An 18,417-nucleotide genomic window follows, 5' to 3' on the forward strand; every position below is an offset into this window, starting at 1 on the left:
CCTGTGGTCCATGGTGGACGTCCGCCGCCTGCCGGGCTCTTACTGGATTTCCCGGTTGCTCTGCCGGGCTGCTTGGTGAAGTCGGCGAGCGATCCATTCACTTGCGAGATCGCGTTGACACACTAGCTTCTGCCCACCGAGAGGTCCCAGCTATGTCGCGCCCGTTCGAAGAATCGCCCTACGCGTTTACCGTCCCGCCCCTGGTTGAGGCGGTGCCGGCTGCACGAGACAGAATTGTGAGCCGTGCAAGGCGGCTCGGGCTGGCCCTGAACGAGGAGCTGGCCCAAGACTTGAAGTTGCTCACCGGAGAACTGGTCGCGAACTCGGTCATGCACACGCGGGCCGCGTGCGTTGTGTCCGTACGGTGGACCGGACAGCGGCTCCGCGTGGAAGTCACCGACGTCGACCCCACTACGGTGCGTCCGTCTCAAGCTCGGTCCGCGGACGAGAATGGGCGCGGTCTCTTCCTCGTCTCAGCGTTGGCAACGGAGTGGGGATCACACCCCTGTGCGGCGGGGAAGAAGACCTGGTTCGAGCTGACGGTTCCCACGTCCGTGGGGGACACCAAAACCGGGATGCCCTCACACGATGAAGCACCTGCTGACCACGCGGTCTTCAACCGCGCGGTAGACACCCACTCCGCCGTAACAGAACCCGCGCCAATCGCCAGTGCATGTACACGAGTCGAGCACCAAGCGGCTTGAGCTGCTTCGAACCAGGCAGAAGTGGTCAGCCAGCGAGTTTCTCGACAGCCGCGTCGATCCGGGCCAGGATGCGATCCTTGCCGAGGACCTCCAGGGACTCGAAGAGCGGGAGGCCGACCGTGCAGTCCATTACGGCGACGCATACCAGGGCTTGGGCCTTGCCCAGCTTCAGGCTGTGCTCCTCACCGGCGGCCAGCACCAGCTCCTTGAGGGACTCGGGGCTGGTCCAGTCGGCCGCCCCTAACTTGGCGCGGGCCGTGGTCAGGAGAGCCACCGGATCGCCCTTCATCGCACGCCACCGATCACGGTGGACGCTCGCATGAAGTCGGTAGTACGCCGTCTCACGCCGCCCCTCGTCGGGCACACCGTCGTGGTTGCCGACGTTATGGGCGAGCAGCACGCCGCCCGCGCTACCGAGACCTGTGACTCTGCACTTCAGACGGCGTTGAGCATTGGTGTGCGACTGGGCTCGCACACTAATGCCCCCTCCCGCTGACGTTGCGGCGGTGCCAGAGTGGGTGGCATGGGCAAACGCCGTAAGAACGGCCCGCTCGGGCCTGGGTCGAGAACGCCGCCATCCTGTGCCGTGGCTCCGGGACAGGACAAGGCCTTGTTCGCCCGCGACGAGCTGGCCAATCGGCTCATCCGGGAGCTTGCGGACTGGCGCACCTGGGAGGCATACCGCGAGCGGTATCTGTGGGACGAGTACAACGACGGCATCACCGATCCTGACCCGTGTGAGTTGCGCCTGGTCGACCTCGTCGTGCCCACTCCCCTGGAGCACCCCTTCGTGGCTGCGCTGCTGCAGGAACTCGGTGAGTACGCCGCCGAATACGCCACAGGAGAACAGGCTGCTGTGAAGGCAGTGGCAGTGTACGACTCCTGGGCACCGCAGCAGCCGAAGCGGGTTGTCCGCATCCATGGCGGCTGGTGGAGCCTGATCACGCGGTACCCGCGCGCCGGCCTTAACGAAGTCGGGCCTGCGGTTGTGCTTATGGACGGCATCATCGACGCGCACGACATCAGTCCCGCACCGGCCCTGCCCGGATATCTAGAGACGATCATGGCTGCCGCTCCGGACCAAGGCCGCCCCGTTCCGGATGAGCCGGACGCCTGGTTCACGTGACGGACCAGCGTGGTCGGCCAGTGCTCGGAGCCGCATGAACGGGCCGTGCTCAACCTGCCAACTCGCCGAATGAAGCGCTCAGCCACACTACCTGTGTCGGCTCGCTGAGCTCGCTCTTCGGATAGGGGCCAGGTTCATCTCCTCGATCTGAGCCAGGGCGTCCTCGCCGCGTTCAGCAAGGTACTGCCCGAAACGCAGTTGGGTACCCGGCTAGACCCACAGGTTCCCCCGGTGCCGCCGGCCGTGATCGGTAAGCCATTTGCCGGTCAACAGCGAGAACGCCCCCCGCCTTCCGTCCGGTTCACCCGGCGTCAGGCCGTCGACGTGTGGCCCACCCGGCCGAGGCGGCCAGGGCGGGATCGTGGTGGCCACCTGCGCGAAATCGGGGTCCTGGACAGACAGATCCGTACGCAGTAGCTGGCAGGCGAGCTTCCCGGTGTCCATCTCCCAGCAGAAGTCGAGCTACCCCTGGCGCTCAGCCTCGCCCCGCAACCTGATCTCGCTTCTGGTTGCGCCTCAACCAGGCCTGGCCACAGGCAGAATGGGCCGATGGACGCTGGACTCGCCGCACTGCTCGGCGCCGCCGTAGGCTCACTTGCCACCCTCGGCTCCGCGATGGTCACCGGGCGCGCGGCGGCGCGCTCGCAGCTCGCCCAGTGGCGCCGGCAGCACCGCCGGGACGCTTACGCGAATTACCTCGGCGCGGTGTACGACCGTGATGTCGCCCTGGACGCAGTGCGCGACGCGCTGCGGGCGGACCGGCCGGATCTGCGGGACGTCGACGAGAAGATGGAGCGCTTCGCAGCCCAGGTCCGCACCGTCCACCGAGCCGCTGAGCTCGTCATCCTCGAGGGTCCGCCTTCCGTGGTGGATGCGCTGTACGGTGTGGTCCACGCGGCGGACGACCTCGCCGAGGTCATGCGACGGATGGTGCGTGATGCCCACGCGGAAGACACCTCCCGCAAGGCCGCGAACACTGCGCTCGCCGCCGAGCGGGAACACCTGCTGTACCAGGCCGTGAAGGGCCTCCGAGCAGCGGCCGCCGACGTCCTCGGCAATAGCCGGATACGCGTCTACTAGTCGCGCTCCTGGGCGCACCGGAGGTTCGCCCAGGGGGGGTCGTTCGGTGCTGTGACCTACTGCGCCGCTCGGTGCGGGCTGATCAGTGGAGTCGAAGACCAAAAACAGCCACTCATCGCGTAGCGACGCCGTATACGCCCTCGACGGGGCGGCACTGCCTGCACACTCAACAAACATGCTGGGCATCATCACCAGGCTTCGGCTGTCGGCCCGTTACGCGACCACGCTGCTGCGGGCGCTGCTTGTGCTTACCCACACCGAAGTCGCACGCCCTTGGGAGCAAACAACCGCCCGCGACCAGTACCAGTATGAGATCGCTGACTCGCACCAGCCCCAATGACCTGCGGGTTCGAAGTTGGAGGAGGCTTATTCCTCATCAGGCCGATTCACCCCACTCCAGAAGCGGCCTTGAGGTGGGTGGTGAGATCTTGGAGCGTGGTCCATGCGTCGGCCTCGGTTCCGTCCCCCAGGAGGTAGTGCAGGGCGGGGTGCCTGTGCGTGCCGAGTTGTCTCGGGCGCAGGGCGACGGGTGGCCTTCGGGCGTGGGTGAGGCCGATGGCGTTGACGTCCCGGGCGCCGAGGGTGAAGGACACCGGGATGGGCGGGGCCTCCAGACGCGGGGTCAGCGTCAGGTCCGCGCGGGCTGCTCGGAGCGTGGTGAGCATCGACACCAGGCCGTGCTCGTCGACCAGCGCGGCTGCAAGGGATTCGACGGCGTCCAGAGGGACGTCCGCAGCGGACGTGTATCCGAGGGTGAGCGTGATGTCCTGGGCGACGCTGGCCTTCGTACGCGCTGTGCGGAGTGTGGCGATGGACGGATGATCCGCTGCGCCGATCGCGACCAGGTGGGTCGGAGCAGGTGACCGTTCGCGGGCGAGATCCGTCAACTGGCGTGGTGACCAGGGCAGGTTGACGGGCTCCGATGTACTCCACCCCACCGGCGCCGAGCCCGTCAGATGGCGCCAGGCGGTCTCCAGACCGCGGCCGAGGACCAGGTCGGCGGTGGGGGCGTGGAGCGTGCGGAACGTGAGGGTCAGCTGACGTTCCGGGGTGGGCTCGGTGTGGCGGGTGAACGCGTCGGCGACCGTGGTGCCGGTCGGGAGAAATGTGCCCTGCTGCCAGGCGAGGGGGACACCGGACAGGCCGTCGTAGTAACCGCCGGCCGGGTCCTGGACCACCCACCGGTTGGGGGCGCCCCGCAGCGCCGTGCGCAGGGGGAGAGTGAGCCGAGCTTGGGGCGGGGTGACCAGATGCAGGGCGCGGTTGGTGGCGCTCGTGGTGCGGAGTACTTCGGAGAGCCAGGTGGTGAAGGCGAGGACGGGGCGGTCGGAGATGACGACCGCCGTGGAGTCGGTCAGGACGTCGACCGAGGGAACGGTGGGAGCGGAGGGGGCGACGACCTCCTGTGCGTCATCGGCCGACTGGTCCTGCGGGATGGCCACCACGCGTGTCGTACCTGCGGCGCGTGGCCACGCTGTCCCGCCGAGCAGCGTGGTCAGGCGTCCGCACAACGATTCAGCGAGAGCTTCTGCTTCGGGTACCGAGGTCGAGGCGCGGGTCTCGGTCCACCAGTACGGCGGCGGGGGCGCTGACACATCGGGGCCGAGGAGGCGTTCCGCTTCGCCGGGTATGTGGACCAGGAGCGGCGCCTCGACGGAGACCAGCGGACGGCCAACGCTTGTGCACAGCTGAAGGACGCCGCCGTCACCGGTAGAGGTCAGCCCCAGGTCGAGGCCGCCTGCTGAGAGGCCGGCGATCAAGGAGCGGGTGTCCGGCATCTTCGGGGTGAGAGCTATGACGTCTTTGGTCACGTCGGGAACTCGCCCACCCAGGAACGTTCGAGGAGGTGCTTGGGCAGGTACGCGGATTCGACGTCGACCGGGATGTCCGCGTCGAACGCCATGCAGGCGACGGCCAATGGGGCCAGAGCCACCAGGCCTTCGCTGCTCTTTGACCGTGTCTCGTTCTCGGTCCAGTACTCGCGATGCCAGGTGAGTGCTTCCGCAAGAGCGGTGTTGAACGGCTCCGGCTCCTGCCGCTGGTAGCGGTGGAAGATCTCCAGCGGCGGGTAGAGAATTTTCAGCATCAGTTCGGCACTGGCAATGTGGGGGGCTTCGGGGTCCGTCCCATCAATCGCGGCGGCCAGGGTGTTCCAGGTTTCCGGGCGGCCGAACCAGGCATTCTGCAGGGTCTCCACCCAGGCGTAGATGTACTCGTCGAACTCCACACCTGATGCGCGCAGGAATGAGACGGGTACACGGGCAAGTTGGTCGAGACGCTCGTTCTCCCGGCAGATCACCGCCAAGTAGTACGTGGTGAGCCAGTTGCCGGCGTGCAGATATTCCTGCGGGCCGGTTGCCGGAAGGTTCTTGATCTCACCTTTTCCTCCGATACGGCATGGGACAGGGCCTTCCGCAGCCGCTCCAGAGATGAACAGGCCCGATCCGACCTGCATCGCGGTGACCCAAGCCTCCCACGTCGAAAATTCCTCACCCGAGGGATCCGTCAGGCAGTTCCATTTGGCGACAGTCAGTGAATAGTCCAAGGCATCGAAGCGGTCAAACTCTGACGTTTCGAGTTCAGCAAGTGCTTCGTCGTTGCTTTGGACGATCGGCGCCATGGCTTCGGCCACGTTGTCCACGGGGAAGTCGTGACGGGAAATATGGATGACCACGCCCCTCCCTTTCTCAGTTGATTTTCATGTGTTCGATCACGACGCCAGCATAGAGGGTGCCGTCCGGCTCCTGGACCTTGACCAGGACGTACTGCAACTTCCTGTCCTTCAGCGCCTGTCTGAACTCTCGCGCGAGTTCGGCGTCCCGACCGCCACGTTTCGTCATCTCGCCCAGGATGGTCCGCAGGTACAGATACGTTCCCTGCTTCACTCGCATACCGGCCGCCCCGCCGTCGTCGCCGACGTGCGGTCGCCCAGGATCCTCGGGGTCGGCTCGTCCCTGTCGCCATTGGAGATCGTTTCCCGGCGCCTTGTCCTCAACGATCAGGATCTTGTCGTCCTCAAGCCTGTATGCGCCGTCGAACATGTGGGCCCCGGTGGGCGTCTTGGGGAGGTCGATCTCCTGAGCGTCCGGGAACTCGCGTCGAACGGCGTGGAGCCTGGAGGCGTCCTCACCCAGCTTCTCGGAGATCTTGCTGTTCGGAGGCACGTCTCCGAGCTGTTTTCCATAGGCCTTTTGAGCAGCGGCAAGGGCCTCACGGTTCGATGTCGAGGGCGTCTCGTCGAAGGCCTTCTGCGCGTTCATGAGGTCCATATAGGCGCGACGGTCAGCGGTCCTTCTGTCGAGCCTCGGAAGAACGTCGTCGGGGGCGGTACTCCGCGGCAGCGGCTTCGCACCGAACCGGGTTTCGGACGGACCACTCGGCAGGTCGTGCTTGGCCACGAAGCGCCCTTGCGCATCCTTCGCGAGCTGGGGAAGTTCGACGCCGTCCACCAGTCCGATATGGGGTCTCCTGCGTCCGAGGGTGTCGTAGTGCTTCTTGCGCCACTCCGGGTCTTCGTTGGCCCTCCGGACATGCTCGTCCTGAATGGCCTTGCGCTCGGCAGGAGTCAGCTTCCGCTGTCCTTCGTCACGGGAGCCGTCGCCGTCCGCCCGATCCGCCCGATGCTCATCGGGCCCTGCCGACCGTGTGGCGCGGTCATGCGGCCCGCCATGTCCAGGACCGGAACCGGTTGGGGTCCCCCTGCCCGTTCCCGGACCGTCTCCCGAACCATGCCCGACACCGTTGCCCGGAGCGCGCTCGCCCGTCCGGCCCACGTCGGCGACGGAATTCGTCCCCGCGTGAGCACCGACGAGTTCTGGCTCCCGGGTTCCTGTCACCGGGGCGCGAGACGTGGAGTCGTCCCCGGCGCGGGCGGCGGCCGACGGCTCGGCCTTGGCCTGGGAGGCGTGCTGGTGAAGGGTGCCGTCGGCGTTGAGCAGGTGGCCCTTGTCGGTGAGGTAGACGACCCTTCCGGTCGCGTCGTCGACGTACGGGATCGCGTTGTCGGGAACCTTGGGCGACCGCAGGGCATCGCCTCGCTCGAGCAGGTCCAGTGTTGCCCCGGAGTCCAGTCTCTTCAATGCGCTGAAGGCGTCACCGACTTTGACGTAGGCGAACTTGCCCGCCTTGCCGACATACGTGAACGGGTCGACGGCCCGGCCGACCTTGCCCACGACCGACACGGCACGAGCGGCCGCTCCGGTCCGGCCGGCACCGGTGGCCGCCGCGCCCGCCCCTTCGGTGCCCAGCAGGCCCAGGACGTTGAAGCTGACGGCGCCAGCAGCCCGGGCCGGGTTGCTCTCCCACGTGTCCCACGCGACAAATCCCTTGACGGTCTGCTTGTAGGTGGTGCGGGAATCGCGCAGCCACGAGGGGAGTTTGTCGTCGGGCACCAGCCACCAGGTGCCGAGGGTGGCGCTGGTCAGGAAGGAGGCAGTGCCGAGCTTGGCCAGGCCCGTCCACGCCTCGCCCGCCGCGTCCGAGCCGTCCGCGCCGAACAGGGTGCCCACGCCATGGACCGTGCCCATCACACCGTCGGTCCAGAAACCGTCCCAGACCTGCCCGGACGTGTGCGTGAACCAGTCCCAGCCCTCGTACTCCTGCTCGACAGCCGCGCCCCACGGGGTCTCCCCGGCGTGATCGAGGTCCTCGGCGCGATAGCCGTACATGTTCTCGCCGTGCGAACCGTCATCGACGGTGAGCGTGGAGCCGCCGACGAGAGCGGTGATCTTGTTGTGGCAGGCGCGTTCAGCGGCCTGGAAGGCGGCGACTGTCTGGTTGACCTCGCGCCATAAGCCATTGTTGGTGTCGACCTTGTCTTTGTCCTTACGCCAGTCGTCGTCCCCCGCGACCGAGTCCACGAACGTCCGCGCGTCCGCCTTCAGGGTGGCCAACTTCTCCACCAGCGGCCTGACTTCGACACCATACTCATCCAACGCGCCAGCGACCTTCTCCAGATCGTCCGCGAACGCGTCCGCCTTCGCCTTCACCGGCTGCGTGGAGGAGAACAGGTCATGGGCCTCCGGGGCACGATAGAAGGCCGACAACCCCTGGAAGGCGGTGTGCAGATCCGCGCCCGAAGCCCGGAACTGACCCGCGTTCGCGTACAGCAACATCACGTCGATGCCAAGGGTGGACAGATCCCCGAGGAACTGCGGTATCCCCGACGGGTCGATCAGCTTCGCCTCGTCCGCCATCACTGACCCTTGGCCGGCGAATCGACCCCAGGCAGCTCGACCTTCGGCTCCTTGGCCGCTTCACGCTGCGCGTTGGCCGCCAGAGTCAGGTCGCCCTCGACGTAGTGCCCGGTGGCCTCCGCAGCCCCGCTCAGCGACTTGGACGCCCGCTCGGCGATATAGAGCAGGTCACGGCTCCACTGCTGCAGAAACTCCCCCAGCGCCGCGCCCACCACGCCAACGGTGCTGGTGTAGGGCCCGTACTGACTGGTGATCATCCCCGCCGCCGAGGCGGCCTCCTCCAGGTTGCCCTGCATCGCCGAACCCGCCTCCGACAGGTTCTTCCCATGCGTACCCGACGTCTCCAGAACACCGCGCACCCCGACCGGGTCTATGTCCCACCCCGTCACACCGCTCTCCCAACCCCCGTACACGCCAAGAGCCACCCGATACAGAGCGTCAGCCCCTGCCGCCGCACCGACTGTCCCGACAAGACGAACGTCTCATCGATCATCGAACATGCTCTCGCGTACGCCACTGCGGACACAACATCGTGCTGCGGCATGAGGCTGGAACCAGTCACTTCACACGGCGAGAACGGGCGCCTGCTCGCCCCCCTTCAACCGAAGCGTCGCCGCTACTTCGCCGACATCACGTTGTCTACACAGCGCCCCACCGTGCTCCGCTTCGCCGCAAAAGCCGCGCAGTGTACCGCCGAGCAGCCAGTTCTGAGGCAAGTGCCGCCCGAACGGAGAGGCAGGTGCCTGACCTTGGCGAGGCTGGGCGACCACGAGGACCGAAGCAGCAGAACAGCCGTGCATTCGACAGTCGCGCCCACAGGCCAACGTCTCTGCCCCAGCCTTTCTGCAACAAGGAGAGAAGCGTGAGCATCATCGCAACAACAGCTACTGAGAGCGACGAGGACTGCCCCGCCCGGACCCTCCAACTTGCCGACGCCCCCTCGATGCCCCCGACCGAGGCAAGCCTCGAGCCCAGTGACCGGCAGCCGTGCACTGTCCACCCAGACTGGTGCACAGAAACCGGCAACCACTACGACCACTTCGGAACCCTGCACATCGTCAAGGGCAATGACGGCCGGGAGCTGCTGAATGCGCACCTTCTGGATCTGTCTGGTTCGAAGCCGATCATCGGTCTGGCCGACACGGACACGACTGCGGCCGAGGCCCGCGTCAAGGCGACGGAGCTTCGCAGGTTCGCCGACGAGCTCGAGACCCTCGCGGACAAGGTGGAGGTCTCCGCCAGCCACGAGCCATCGGGCACTCCGCAGATGACCGCCTGCCCCGCCGGCGTCTCGTTCTGCGATGGAAACCCCAGGGACCACGAGGACCCGCGCGAACACCTTCACCACGGCCCGCTAATCGCCATGGGTGCTCACCGCCCTTACGCCTGTCAGCGCAGGGACGGCATCATGGCGTTCCAATTGTCCCAGGTAGACGACGAAACGCCCGGCCTGGACTTCGTGGCTGGCGGCGACTGGCCGACGCTCGACCTCGGAGAGGTCGACGAACTGATCAGCGACATGAGCGCGCACCTGGCGAAGCTCCGGGCCGCACGTACGCAGCTCGCGTGCCTGGTATCCGGGCGGACCGGCGAGACGGCCGCAGCGCTTGACCGCACCTGGATGTACGACGACAGATACGGCACCCGGCACACCGTCACCTGCCCGTCCTGGTGCACGACGGACCACACCTTTGAAATGAAGGGCAGGCCCCACCCGGCCGACGTACACCACCAGATGTACGGCGCTGTGGCCTCTGCCGAATACACCGAGGCCTACGAGGAGTACGAGTCCTGGCAGGTGCTCTGCGCACACCTCGCCGTAAGTCCGGACTCGACAGTCAGCCCGGCCTACCGAGTCCCGCACGTACTGGTCGAAGTAGCCGCCGACATGTACACCCGCCCGATGGGTCCGGACCAGCTGGCCGAGTTCATCGAAACGGTGGCCGGGCAGCTGGAAGAGCTTCGCGCCATGCACCCTCGGCTCACCGCAGCCCGCGCCGAATGGGCCGCGCGGAACGACACGACGGCCGACGCCGAGGCCGCGTAACCCCGCCGGGCCAGGACCGCCACGATGCCCGCGGCTCCAGCGCCATGCTCCAACAGCTGTCGCGAACACCCAGCTCAGAGGCGTCGCCCGCCCCTCCGCTCCAGGGACTTTTCAGGGACTTTCAGCTCTGTCCGAGGGACTTCCGAGGGACTTTTTGCCGCCTAACGCGGCAAGCTCCTGAAAGATCGGAAAGGGCCTCCGACGCAGGTCAGAGGCCCTCTCCCAGGTAAAACCGCAGGTGGCGGCAGACGAGTCGGGCTGTACGCCTACTTTGGGTCAACCTTGGCGACGACCACACCCCGACCCGCCTGACCAGGTACTTTACGTAAGGCGGAGGGCCCGGTGCGGCCGCTGGGACTTCTCGGGGACATTCGGCCGAGAGGCTCCAGGCGTGAGGGAGGCGTACGTGCGCCCGAAGGACGTGGAGCCCTCGCCCATTGCTGGCCCTACTCGAATTCGCTCCGTCCACAGGTCTCGGCAGGACCAGGATCGCGGCGGCCGGAGCGAGCTCCAACTGTTGGTGGTACACACCCTGGGCTCAGTGTCCGTGACCACTCCGACGCTGCCGGCGGAGCGAGCCGTCAGTCAGTACGGAGTCGGGATGCCGCCTCGCCCAAATCAATCCGAACCAGGCCATTGAGCGGACGTGCGAGGCCGGGGCGAAGACCCTGGACCCGTACCCGGGCGCGGACAGTCCATGGCACTGCTGCCCTCCGGTGCCGCAAGGGGCAGCGCCGCCGCTCCAAGCGTTACACATATTGCACTTGGTTCACTTGTTTCATATGGTTGAGGGTGATAACAGCCACTCGAAGCTGAGGACGCACCTATGCCCGCGACCCACCAGGAACAGAAACCGGCCAAGCAGAAGAAGCACCCCACCGACGACAGTACGACGACCCTCAGCCACCAGATCGAGACCTCCCGCACTCGGAAGAAGGTGCGCAAGCGCCCCACCGAGAACCCGCCCGCACTGCGTGGGACCCAGGCGCAGCGGACGCGTAAGGAGCAGCGCAAACGCAGCGTCGAGGAGGCCGTGCCATGCCTGCGTGACGCCCTCACCAGTAGTGCCGAGACGTTCCACATCACCGTCGCCGAAGCGGGCAAGGCCACCATCGAGGTGCCACGTGAGGCCCTGGCGGTCCTCATGGAGACCATGGCGCTCATTACGTCCGGCCGCGCGGTCGAGGTAATCCCCAAGAGCATGGAGCTGTCCACTATCCAGGCAGCGAAGACCCTCGGCGTCTCCCGGCCGCACCTGGTCAAGCTGCTCGACAAGGGCGTGATCGACTTCCGCATGGTCGGCACCCACCGCCGCGTGGACGTCGCATCCCTAGAGGGCTACCGACGACGCGAACAGAACGAGCAAGCCCAACGTCGCCGAGCGGCGGTCGCCTCCGCCATCGGCTCCACCGAGGCCGAGGGGCTGCGCGTCAGCGCAGACACCGCCGCCGGCCTCGACGCCTACGCCCGCGGAGAACTCGACGCCGCAGCCTTGCGCGCCCGCACCCTCGCCCGCTACACCCGTAAGGCCGCTGAGTGACCGACCCCTACAGCGAGCCCAACGGCGTCCTCCGAAACAGTCTCGGCATCACCGACGCAACCGAGCTCTCCGAGGCCGAAGCGGACATCGCCGCCGTGGAACTCGCCATCCTGGACGCCGAGCCGCTGCCTGGCAGCTACGACCTCGCGCACCTGCAAGCGTTCCACCGGCAGATCTTCGGCAGCGTGTACCCGTGGGCCGGGGAGCTGAGAACCATTGAGATCTCCAAGGGCACATCGTTCTGCCCGTCGATCCACATCGTCTCCTTCGCAAAGGACGTGTTCCGCAAGCTCGCCGACAACAACCACCTGCGAAGCTCGGACCACCGGGAGTTCATCCGAGCCCTGGCCGACCTGTACGGCGATGTGAACGCCATCCACCCCTTCCGGGAAGGCAACGGCCGCACCCAGCGCGCCTTCCTCGCCCAACTCGCCCGCGAAGCCGGATACACCATCTCCTGGCAGGACATGGACCAAGAGGAGAACATCGCGGCATCGGTGGCCAGCTTCAACGCGAACAACGACCTATTGGAGAAGATGCTCGACGCCCTGGTACGTCCCGTCTGACCGGCGTCCGCCGACGGCGCCATCACCGAGATCGGTCTGCCGGTCACGGCCTCTCAGCTCAGTCATCGAAAGCGACGAGCCCATACAAGATCGTCCCAGGTTCCTTCCCGGACGGGTCTGCACGGTGGCCGGCGGCGAACTGGCCACGGCGATCCACGACCGCCTCCTGCACCACTGCGAGGTCGTCCCGATCAACGGCAACAGCTACCGGCTCAAGAACCGCCTCCAGGTCATCGAGCGGGACACCGACGTGGCCTGAACAGTGGCGCACATGACTTCGTACTCGGTGGCGCACTCAGACGAGTACGCGGACACCGTTCCCGGGGGCGGCTCGCCGACCGAGCTGAACGCGATGGTCGACCGCTGGGACGAGGAGGACGACGCCCGCCGGATCCGCTACCGGCCGTTGGTTGCACGTTCAAATCCGGCCCGAGCCGACCCCGCCTCCGACATGCACGGGCGCCCGGCCCCGACTGCTTCTCGAACGTCTGGCGGGGCCACGTCGGGCCGGAGAGGCGTGGGCGGCTCGGAGTGGGAAAGCCACCGGGCGGGGTCGGATCTCGCCGACACCTCCCGCAGTCCGGGGCAGCCACCGCGGTCCAAACTCGCCGACAGAGTGGCGTCGACCACCATCTGCAGCGCCAGGTGAGTACGTCCTGGTTGGCGCGTGGGCAAGTATTGCTCTCGTGCTTGGCGCGTGCCGCGCCGACGATGTGTACGCCTCGGCCTTCCTGCCGGGGTCCCCGAGCCTGCGGCGCTTGGTGATGAACACCGGCGGTGCCTCCCCCCGCACACCGTCAGTGGCGCACGCAACGGGGTGGGCGGGGGCGGACCGCGGCTGTGCGCAGCCGCGGTCCGCCCCCGCAGTCGCTCAAGGGAGAGCACGACGTGCGACGACTTATCCGCCTGAGCCTGGCCACAGGCGCGGTCACCGCACTCACGGGCGGCCTGCTCGCGATCGCCGAAAGGGGGTCGGCTGTGGTGCCGACATCGAGCCTGACCGCACCCGAACCCGCGCGGGCCCTCGCCGAGACCCCAGCCCCGCCGACCCCGGCCCCAACCCCAGCCCCGCCGACCCCGACACCGGCCGGGGCCGACGCTGCGGCCAAGTACTACAGCCGGAGATCTTGGGGGTCGGTGATCGGTGGGGTCGGCTGGTGGTGTGCCCAGGCTCGTAGACGGTGAGGGAGCGGGTCGCCGCGGCGGCGGTAGTGGCTGACGAGAGCTCGGGTCTGGTGGAGGCGGCGCCAGTACTCGCAGGCCAGGACGGTTTCGACGGGGTGGCGGGGGTTGAGGTGGGTGGCGGCGAGGCAGTGCCGGATGGTGTGAGCAGAGGGCCGCAGGAGTGGTCCGGGAGTCAGCCGGTGGCCTCGCTCCCGGCCGTGACCGGGGCTTTTCCCGGGGCGGACGGCTCCGGAGTGCCATCGCAGGCGGCTTCGGCTTCGGGGAATGCTGCGCGTTGAACGGCGAGGAAGGCGGTGGCCAGCATGCATGCGGTGACGTGCCGGTGCCAGGGGGTCCACTTGCGGACCTGGTACTGGGCGAAACCGACGAGCTGCTTGTTGAGCTCGTTGTCCTCTTCGATCTGCCAGCGGCGGCCAGCCCGGACGATGATCTCCGAGATGGTCGTGGTGGCGGGGGGGTGAACGAGGAAGTAGGCGATCTCGCGGTGGAGCTGTCCGTCCTTGCCGCGCCGGTTGGGGTGCGGGGATCTGCGCAGGACCATCCAGTGGCTTAAGTCTTCGGCGGGTGTCTCGTCCTTGACCTCGACGGCGAACGCGGTCCAGTCGTAGAGGCGTTCGCCTTTCGCGCCGAACCCGCAGGAACGGCGTTCCCACTGGTCACGAACCTTGACGTAGTGCAGGAGGTCGTCGGCGCGTTTCACGGCCGGCTGGCGGGGCTTGCCCGGCGGGCCGTCCAGAGGGAGGTCGACGGGGACGCCCAGGACGTAGGGCAGGGCGCGTTCGTGGCAGAAGGCCCGCAGCTGTGGATCACGGCCGTAGCCGGCATCGGCCAGCACCCAGGCGAAGGGGACCGCGGCGGCCAACGCGTCGGTCAGCATGGCGATGGCCAACTCGGGCTTGGTGGCGAAGGCGACGTCGTCGGGGACTCCGGCCTCACGGCATCGTTCCCGGTCAGAAGTCCACTCCTCGGGCAGGTAGAGGCGACGGTCGAGGAAAGCGTGCCCGCCGCCGGCCGCGTAGGTGAGCATGACCATGGTCTGGCAGTTGCGCACGTCCCCGGTCAGTCCGCAGTGCTGGAAGGCCACCCCGACCGATTTGGTGCCCTTCTTCTGGGCCTGGGTGTCATCGATCACCAACAACGCGTCCGCGTCGCCGAGATGCTCCACGACGTAGCCGCGCACCGTGTCCCGCAACAGGTCCGCGTCCGACACCGATCCGTTCAACAACCACTGCATCCGGTCCGCCGTCGCATGCCCCGCCCGCTCGGACAACGTCCAGCCGTTCTTCCTCGGCAACTCCGCCAGCAGGCCCTCGACGAACTGCGCGAACACCACCCTCGGCTCCGGCCGGTTGAACAGGTGCCCCAACGAGCCGGTCAGGGCCGACAGTTCATCACGCCACTCGGCTATCAGCTCAGCCGTCACATCCCGCATCATGCCCGGTCAACGACAGCGACCGGGCCCCGTCACAAGATCTCCGGCTGTAGTACGAGAGAGACTCAGCCGCTCTGTGGGAAGCGGCTCGCCGATAAAGCTCCCAGCAGTCACCGACACACATCACCTATGCATCACCGAGGCACCCACCGGACGGCTGACATTCTGCCGGCGCGGTCCTCGCGCAGCCCGTCGACGCGACGACGGAAGCGTGGGACCTCCACCATCTCTGGCCGTCCGCTGGGAGCGTGTAGATGGGGTCGTAGTACTCGTGCAACTGCGTCAGATCGTCTCGTTGGCCTTGGTCCAGGATGGTGCGGTAGTTCTTGGACCAGTACGAGATGCCTCGCCGCCGGTCGTAGTCGGAGACCTGGTCGACCCAGCGCTTCCCCACCATGGGCACGTCGCACACGATGCGCGGGGTCGCGAACCCCGGCAGGTAACCCATGATTGCGTGCTGGAGTTCCTGCGCCTCCGCCACGGATGTCCGCCAGTGCTCACTGTTGGGAATCATGTCGCACATATAGAAGTAGTAGGGAACGATTCCGGCGGAATCGAGTAGGGCGAAGCAAAGGTCTAGCAGGGCGGCCGAGGTGTCGTTCACCGTGCGCAGGAGGACTGCTTGGTTGCGCACTTCGCGAAGCCCGGCCTCCATCAGCAGCCGGGAGGCGCGGGATACGCTCGCGGTGATCTGCTGTGCCGCGTTGGCGTGCGTGTGCAGAGCGATCTGCACCCCTCGTGAGCGTGCCGTCGAGGTCAATCTTTCGATGCCGGCCAGCACTTGGCCGTCCGTCCAGTGCTGCGGCAGCCCGACCAGGCCTTTGCTGGCCAGCCGGATGTCACGGACCGATGCTATGTCCAGCAGCGCTTCTACGAACGACTCGACTCGGGGCCAGGGAAGGTTGGCGAGGTCGCCGCCGGAGACGACCACGTCCCGGACGTTGGGGGTTCGGCGCAAGTAGTCGATCATCGCTTGGAACCGTGCTTGTGGAGTGAGGACGAAACGCGTCTTGGTGACCGACGGCGTTGAGTTCCCGACCAGATCCATCCGAGTGCAATGCCCGCAGTACTGCGGGCAGGTGGCCACAAGCTCGGCTAACACCTTGGCCGGATATCGATGAACGAGTCCCTCCACGGCCCACATGTTGCGCTCATGAAGAGAGTCCCTTTGAGCGTATGGGTGAGAGGGGAAGTCTGTGCGGCGGTCGGAGAAGACGGGCAGCATGTACCGCCGGACGGGATCGGCGTAGAAGGCGTCGGTCAGGCTCCCCGGCCCGCGCGGCGGCGCGTCCGGTGCCACGGTGTTGATCATATGCGGTGTGATGAGCAGCGACATCGTGGCACGTTCCTTTTGGTCGCGCTCGAGGTCGGCGAAGAAGGAGTCGCTGAGGAGGTTGCCGGTCAGGGCACGCAGCTGGCCTATGTTCTTCACACAGTGCGTACGCTGCCACTGGACGCAGTTCCACTCCGCTGCGGTGACGTCACGCCATCCCGGTAGCCGATGAGGATCGGGTTCCCGCGCTTCGCGGTATTGGTAGGAGTAGGGCTGCTGCAAGCTGTCAGACATACGTTGAGAAGCCTCACTGATCCACATCGAGGTTCGTTCGGCGTGCTGCTGCGCGAACGGCCTCGGCGTAGGGGGCGTCGGCAGCGCGTGTGTCTGGATCAAGGTCCTTGTACGGGACCAGGGCACCACGGGCGCTGTTCACTACTGCATCCACGCGGTCCAGGCATTGTGAATGTCTTCGTCGGTAACCTGTTCTCCCTTAGCCTGCAGCAGCACGGCGTAGATGCGGAACAGGTCGTCAGAGTCTGCAGGAGGCTTGGCAGGCGGGGAGAGGCAGGACCGGATCAGGTCGGCGAGGCGATCGAGGTAGGTCACACGGTCAGTGTGCCTACAAACAGGATCAGGTGCGCTACAGCGAACACCAGAGGCACCACGCGTTCGGAGGCACCCAACTCCACGTAGCGCTTGCGCTGGCTGGGGGTCGGTTCGCTCTTCAGGGCCTGCCATTCGTGAGTGTAGATCTTGACCGAGAGGTCTTCCTCCAGCTTGTTTATGACGGTGAATTTAGCGGTGTTGAGGTTTCGGTAACTGCGAAGCTGCATCCACCAGGTGGCAGACAAGGTGCAGCCGGCCAAGGCCACGGCCAGGGACACCCACCAAGGAGACTGCGAGAGCTTCGGGGTCCCGAAGCCGATCAGGGTGACGAGCGCGGACTGCACTGAGAGGAAGAAGGCGTTGGCGCTTCCACGACGCGCCGAGACTCGGTCGGCCATTTCCACGGCGAGTTTGTAGAGGTCGAGTACCTCCGACCGTTCCAGCGGTTCAGGCTGTTTGTTCACCATGCCCCCCGACGAGCTTTTGAGGTTCTCCCAGCCACTTCTGGGGGATTCTGCCGTAGGAAACGCGGCGCCGTCATCCCCCTCGTGTGGCGGCGGGTGACCACCGAACGAACGGCCGACGGTGGCCCCGGATGCCGATGGTCGGCGACCATTGGATCGAGGCTTGGGCGGCCGGGACCCAAGACATAGGATCGCCGCGACGTGGTTCGCCTCGGCGGGGTGGGACAGGCCCAGAGGGAGTTGGCATGCGGATCGCGGTGGATGCCGACACCGGGCAGCCCCTGATCGTCGGCGACGGCAGATCGTGGTCGGTGGCCGAACTTCTGCCGGATGTCCCTTCGATCAGGTCCGCAACCATCGCCGATGTGATCGCCGCCTGGGCTGAGTTGGGCCCCCGCTGCGAGCGCGCGATCTCCGGTGCCGGTCCGTTCGTCCCCGGCCGGGTTCGCAGGTTGGGACCGCCGGCTGGTCCGGCCACTAAGATCATCTGTGCGATCGACAACTACCGCGACCACGCTGCGGAATTCGCCACCGAGATCTTTCCGAAGCCGATATTCTTCCTCAAGCCGGCGACCACGCTCATCGGGGAGGGCGCCACTGTTCTGCTGCCGCAAAACGCTCGTCGCGTCGACTACGAGTTAGAGCTGGCCACCGTCATCGGCACCCGATGCCGTGACGTTCGCCCGCAGGACGCTGCGGAGGTCATCTTCGGCTACACCGTGTTTCTGGACATGTCCGCCCGCGACTTCCGCTCGATCCCCTACACCTGGTTCGGGATGAAGGCGTGGGACACGTTTGGGCCGATCGGGCCTTACGTGGTCGAAAAGCAGGATATCGGGGAGGCACAGGCGCTCAGGATGACGCTGACCGTCAATGGCGAGACCAGGATGACCGGCCACACCGGCGACATGATCTTCTCCGTCGCCGATCTGGTCTCTGCGGCCTCCGAGGTCGTCACACTCATGCCCGGCGATGTCATAGCCACGGGCACCATGGCGGGCGTCTGCCAGGCCGAGCACGGCGACGAGGTCGAGGCGACGATCGAGGAGACCGGGACCCTGCGAGTCAAGGTCGCGCGATCGGACGCGGCGACCCACTGGCACGATCGCTCGTTCCCGGAACAGTACGCGTCTTTCCGGGATCAGCCGCGCAGCGACAGTGGGCCCGACCCGATCGCCCCAGCTGATGGCGAGTGA

At 66.6% G+C, this 18,417-nt stretch carries 17 protein-coding genes and 2 pseudogenes; 9 read left to right on the forward strand and 10 right to left on the reverse strand.

The genetic code is table 11. From position 1 onward, the window contains the following. Positions 1-152 precede the first annotated feature (152 nt). A complete protein-coding gene (locus H4687_RS48475; RefSeq protein ID WP_078907240.1) occupies positions 153-704 on the forward strand; it encodes an ATP-binding protein in 552 nt (183 codons plus the stop codon). A gap of 25 nt (positions 705-729) precedes the next feature. Here H4687_RS48475 and H4687_RS14030 read toward each other — a convergent pair. Next, a pseudogene (locus H4687_RS14030) lies at positions 730-999 on the reverse strand (glutamate--tRNA ligase); the annotation flags it as partial. A gap of 315 nt (positions 1,000-1,314) precedes the next feature. Between H4687_RS14030 and H4687_RS14035 the strand changes: the two are divergent. The 3 genes from H4687_RS14035 to H4687_RS14045 all read left to right on the forward strand — a co-directional run bounded on the left by H4687_RS14035 (position 1,315) and on the right by H4687_RS14045 (position 3,250). After that, the gene (locus tag H4687_RS14035; RefSeq protein WP_046913990.1) at positions 1,315-1,830 is read left to right on the forward strand and encodes a hypothetical protein; all 516 of its coding nucleotides are present in this window, start codon (positions 1,315-1,317) and stop codon (positions 1,828-1,830) included. Positions 1,831-2,379: 549 nt separating this feature from the next. Continuing rightward, positions 2,380-2,910 carry a hypothetical protein gene (locus tag H4687_RS14040; RefSeq protein WP_046913989.1) on the forward strand — a complete coding sequence of 177 codons (531 nt, stop codon included), beginning with the start codon at positions 2,380-2,382 and terminating at the stop codon, positions 2,908-2,910. A 175-nt stretch (positions 2,911-3,085) separates the two neighbouring features. Next, a complete protein-coding gene (locus H4687_RS14045; RefSeq protein WP_159026104.1) occupies positions 3,086-3,250 on the forward strand; it encodes a hypothetical protein in 165 nt (54 codons plus the stop codon). 46 nt (positions 3,251-3,296) lie between these two features. On the opposite strand, the gene H4687_RS14050 is transcribed toward H4687_RS14045, so the two are convergent. From H4687_RS14050 to H4687_RS14065, 4 genes are read right to left on the reverse strand one after another with little or no spacing between them, the layout of a single operon-like run. Further along, on the reverse strand, positions 3,297-4,721 hold the full coding sequence (locus tag H4687_RS14050) for a DUF6177 family protein (protein WP_046913988.1): 1,425 nt from the start codon (positions 4,719-4,721) through the stop codon (positions 3,297-3,299). Continuing rightward, the gene (locus H4687_RS14055; RefSeq protein WP_233443422.1) at positions 4,718-5,584 is read right to left on the reverse strand and encodes an immunity 49 family protein; all 867 of its coding nucleotides are present in this window, start codon (positions 5,582-5,584) and stop codon (positions 4,718-4,720) included. The genes H4687_RS14050 and H4687_RS14055 overlap by 4 nt, the downstream gene beginning before the upstream one ends. Before the next feature lie 13 nt (positions 5,585-5,597). Then, the gene (locus tag H4687_RS14060; protein WP_159026103.1) at positions 5,598-8,105 is read right to left on the reverse strand and encodes a hypothetical protein; all 2,508 of its coding nucleotides are present in this window, start codon (positions 8,103-8,105) and stop codon (positions 5,598-5,600) included. Further along, positions 8,105-8,494: a DUF6507 family protein gene (locus H4687_RS14065; RefSeq protein ID WP_046913987.1), complete on the reverse strand. Its 390-nt coding sequence runs from the start codon at positions 8,492-8,494 to the stop codon at positions 8,105-8,107. Before H4687_RS14065 ends, H4687_RS14060 begins: the two co-directional genes overlap by 1 nt. A gap of 473 nt (positions 8,495-8,967) precedes the next feature. Here H4687_RS14065 and H4687_RS14070 point away from each other — a divergent pair, with 473 nt between their 5' ends. The 4 genes and pseudogenes from H4687_RS14070 to H4687_RS46375 all read left to right on the forward strand — a co-directional run. Beyond that, positions 8,968-10,152, forward strand: coding sequence for a DUF6907 domain-containing protein (locus tag H4687_RS14070; protein ID WP_046913986.1), 1,185 nt, complete (start codon positions 8,968-8,970; stop codon positions 10,150-10,152). A gap of 826 nt (positions 10,153-10,978) precedes the next feature. Beyond that, on the forward strand, positions 10,979-11,692 hold the full coding sequence (locus H4687_RS14075; protein ID WP_050398445.1) for an antitoxin VbhA family protein: 714 nt from the start codon (positions 10,979-10,981) through the stop codon (positions 11,690-11,692). Further along, the gene (locus H4687_RS14080; protein ID WP_046913985.1) at positions 11,689-12,258 is read left to right on the forward strand and encodes a Fic/DOC family protein; all 570 of its coding nucleotides are present in this window, start codon (positions 11,689-11,691) and stop codon (positions 12,256-12,258) included. The genes H4687_RS14075 and H4687_RS14080 overlap by 4 nt, the downstream gene beginning before the upstream one ends. A 139-nt stretch (positions 12,259-12,397) precedes the next feature. Beyond that, positions 12,398-12,517 (forward strand): annotated as a pseudogene (locus H4687_RS46375) (ATP-binding protein); the annotation flags it as partial. A 1,098-nt stretch (positions 12,518-13,615) separates the two neighbouring features. Here the strand turns inward: H4687_RS46375 and H4687_RS14085 are convergent. The 5 genes from H4687_RS14085 to H4687_RS14100 form a co-directional block, all read right to left on the reverse strand. Beyond that, the gene (locus H4687_RS14085; protein ID WP_199813396.1) at positions 13,616-14,866 is read right to left on the reverse strand and encodes an IS701 family transposase; all 1,251 of its coding nucleotides are present in this window, start codon (positions 14,864-14,866) and stop codon (positions 13,616-13,618) included. A gap of 136 nt (positions 14,867-15,002) precedes the next feature. Further along, positions 15,003-16,442, reverse strand: coding sequence for a KamA family radical SAM protein (locus H4687_RS14090; RefSeq protein ID WP_046913983.1), 1,440 nt, complete (start codon positions 16,440-16,442; stop codon positions 15,003-15,005). 13 nt (positions 16,443-16,455) lie between these two features. Continuing rightward, positions 16,456-16,596, reverse strand: coding sequence for a DUF7701 domain-containing protein (locus H4687_RS48685; protein WP_443042102.1), 141 nt, complete (start codon positions 16,594-16,596; stop codon positions 16,456-16,458). Beyond that, the gene (locus H4687_RS46380) at positions 16,584-16,757 is read right to left on the reverse strand and encodes a DUF7701 domain-containing protein (RefSeq protein ID WP_225966688.1); all 174 of its coding nucleotides are present in this window, start codon (positions 16,755-16,757) and stop codon (positions 16,584-16,586) included. Before H4687_RS46380 ends, H4687_RS48685 begins: the two co-directional genes overlap by 13 nt. Beyond that, positions 16,754-17,224: a RipA family octameric membrane protein gene (locus tag H4687_RS14100; RefSeq protein WP_046913982.1), complete on the reverse strand. Its 471-nt coding sequence runs from the start codon at positions 17,222-17,224 to the stop codon at positions 16,754-16,756. Before H4687_RS14100 ends, H4687_RS46380 begins: the two co-directional genes overlap by 4 nt. Positions 17,225-17,466: 242 nt before the next feature. Between H4687_RS14100 and H4687_RS14105 the strand changes: the two genes are divergently transcribed. Continuing rightward, positions 17,467-18,417 carry a fumarylacetoacetate hydrolase family protein gene (locus H4687_RS14105; protein ID WP_050398444.1) on the forward strand — a complete coding sequence of 317 codons (951 nt, stop codon included), beginning with the start codon at positions 17,467-17,469 and terminating at the stop codon, positions 18,415-18,417.

Source organism: Streptomyces stelliscabiei (assembly GCF_014873495.1).
GTDB classification, from domain to species: domain Bacteria; phylum Actinomycetota; class Actinomycetes; order Streptomycetales; family Streptomycetaceae; genus Streptomyces; species Streptomyces bottropensis.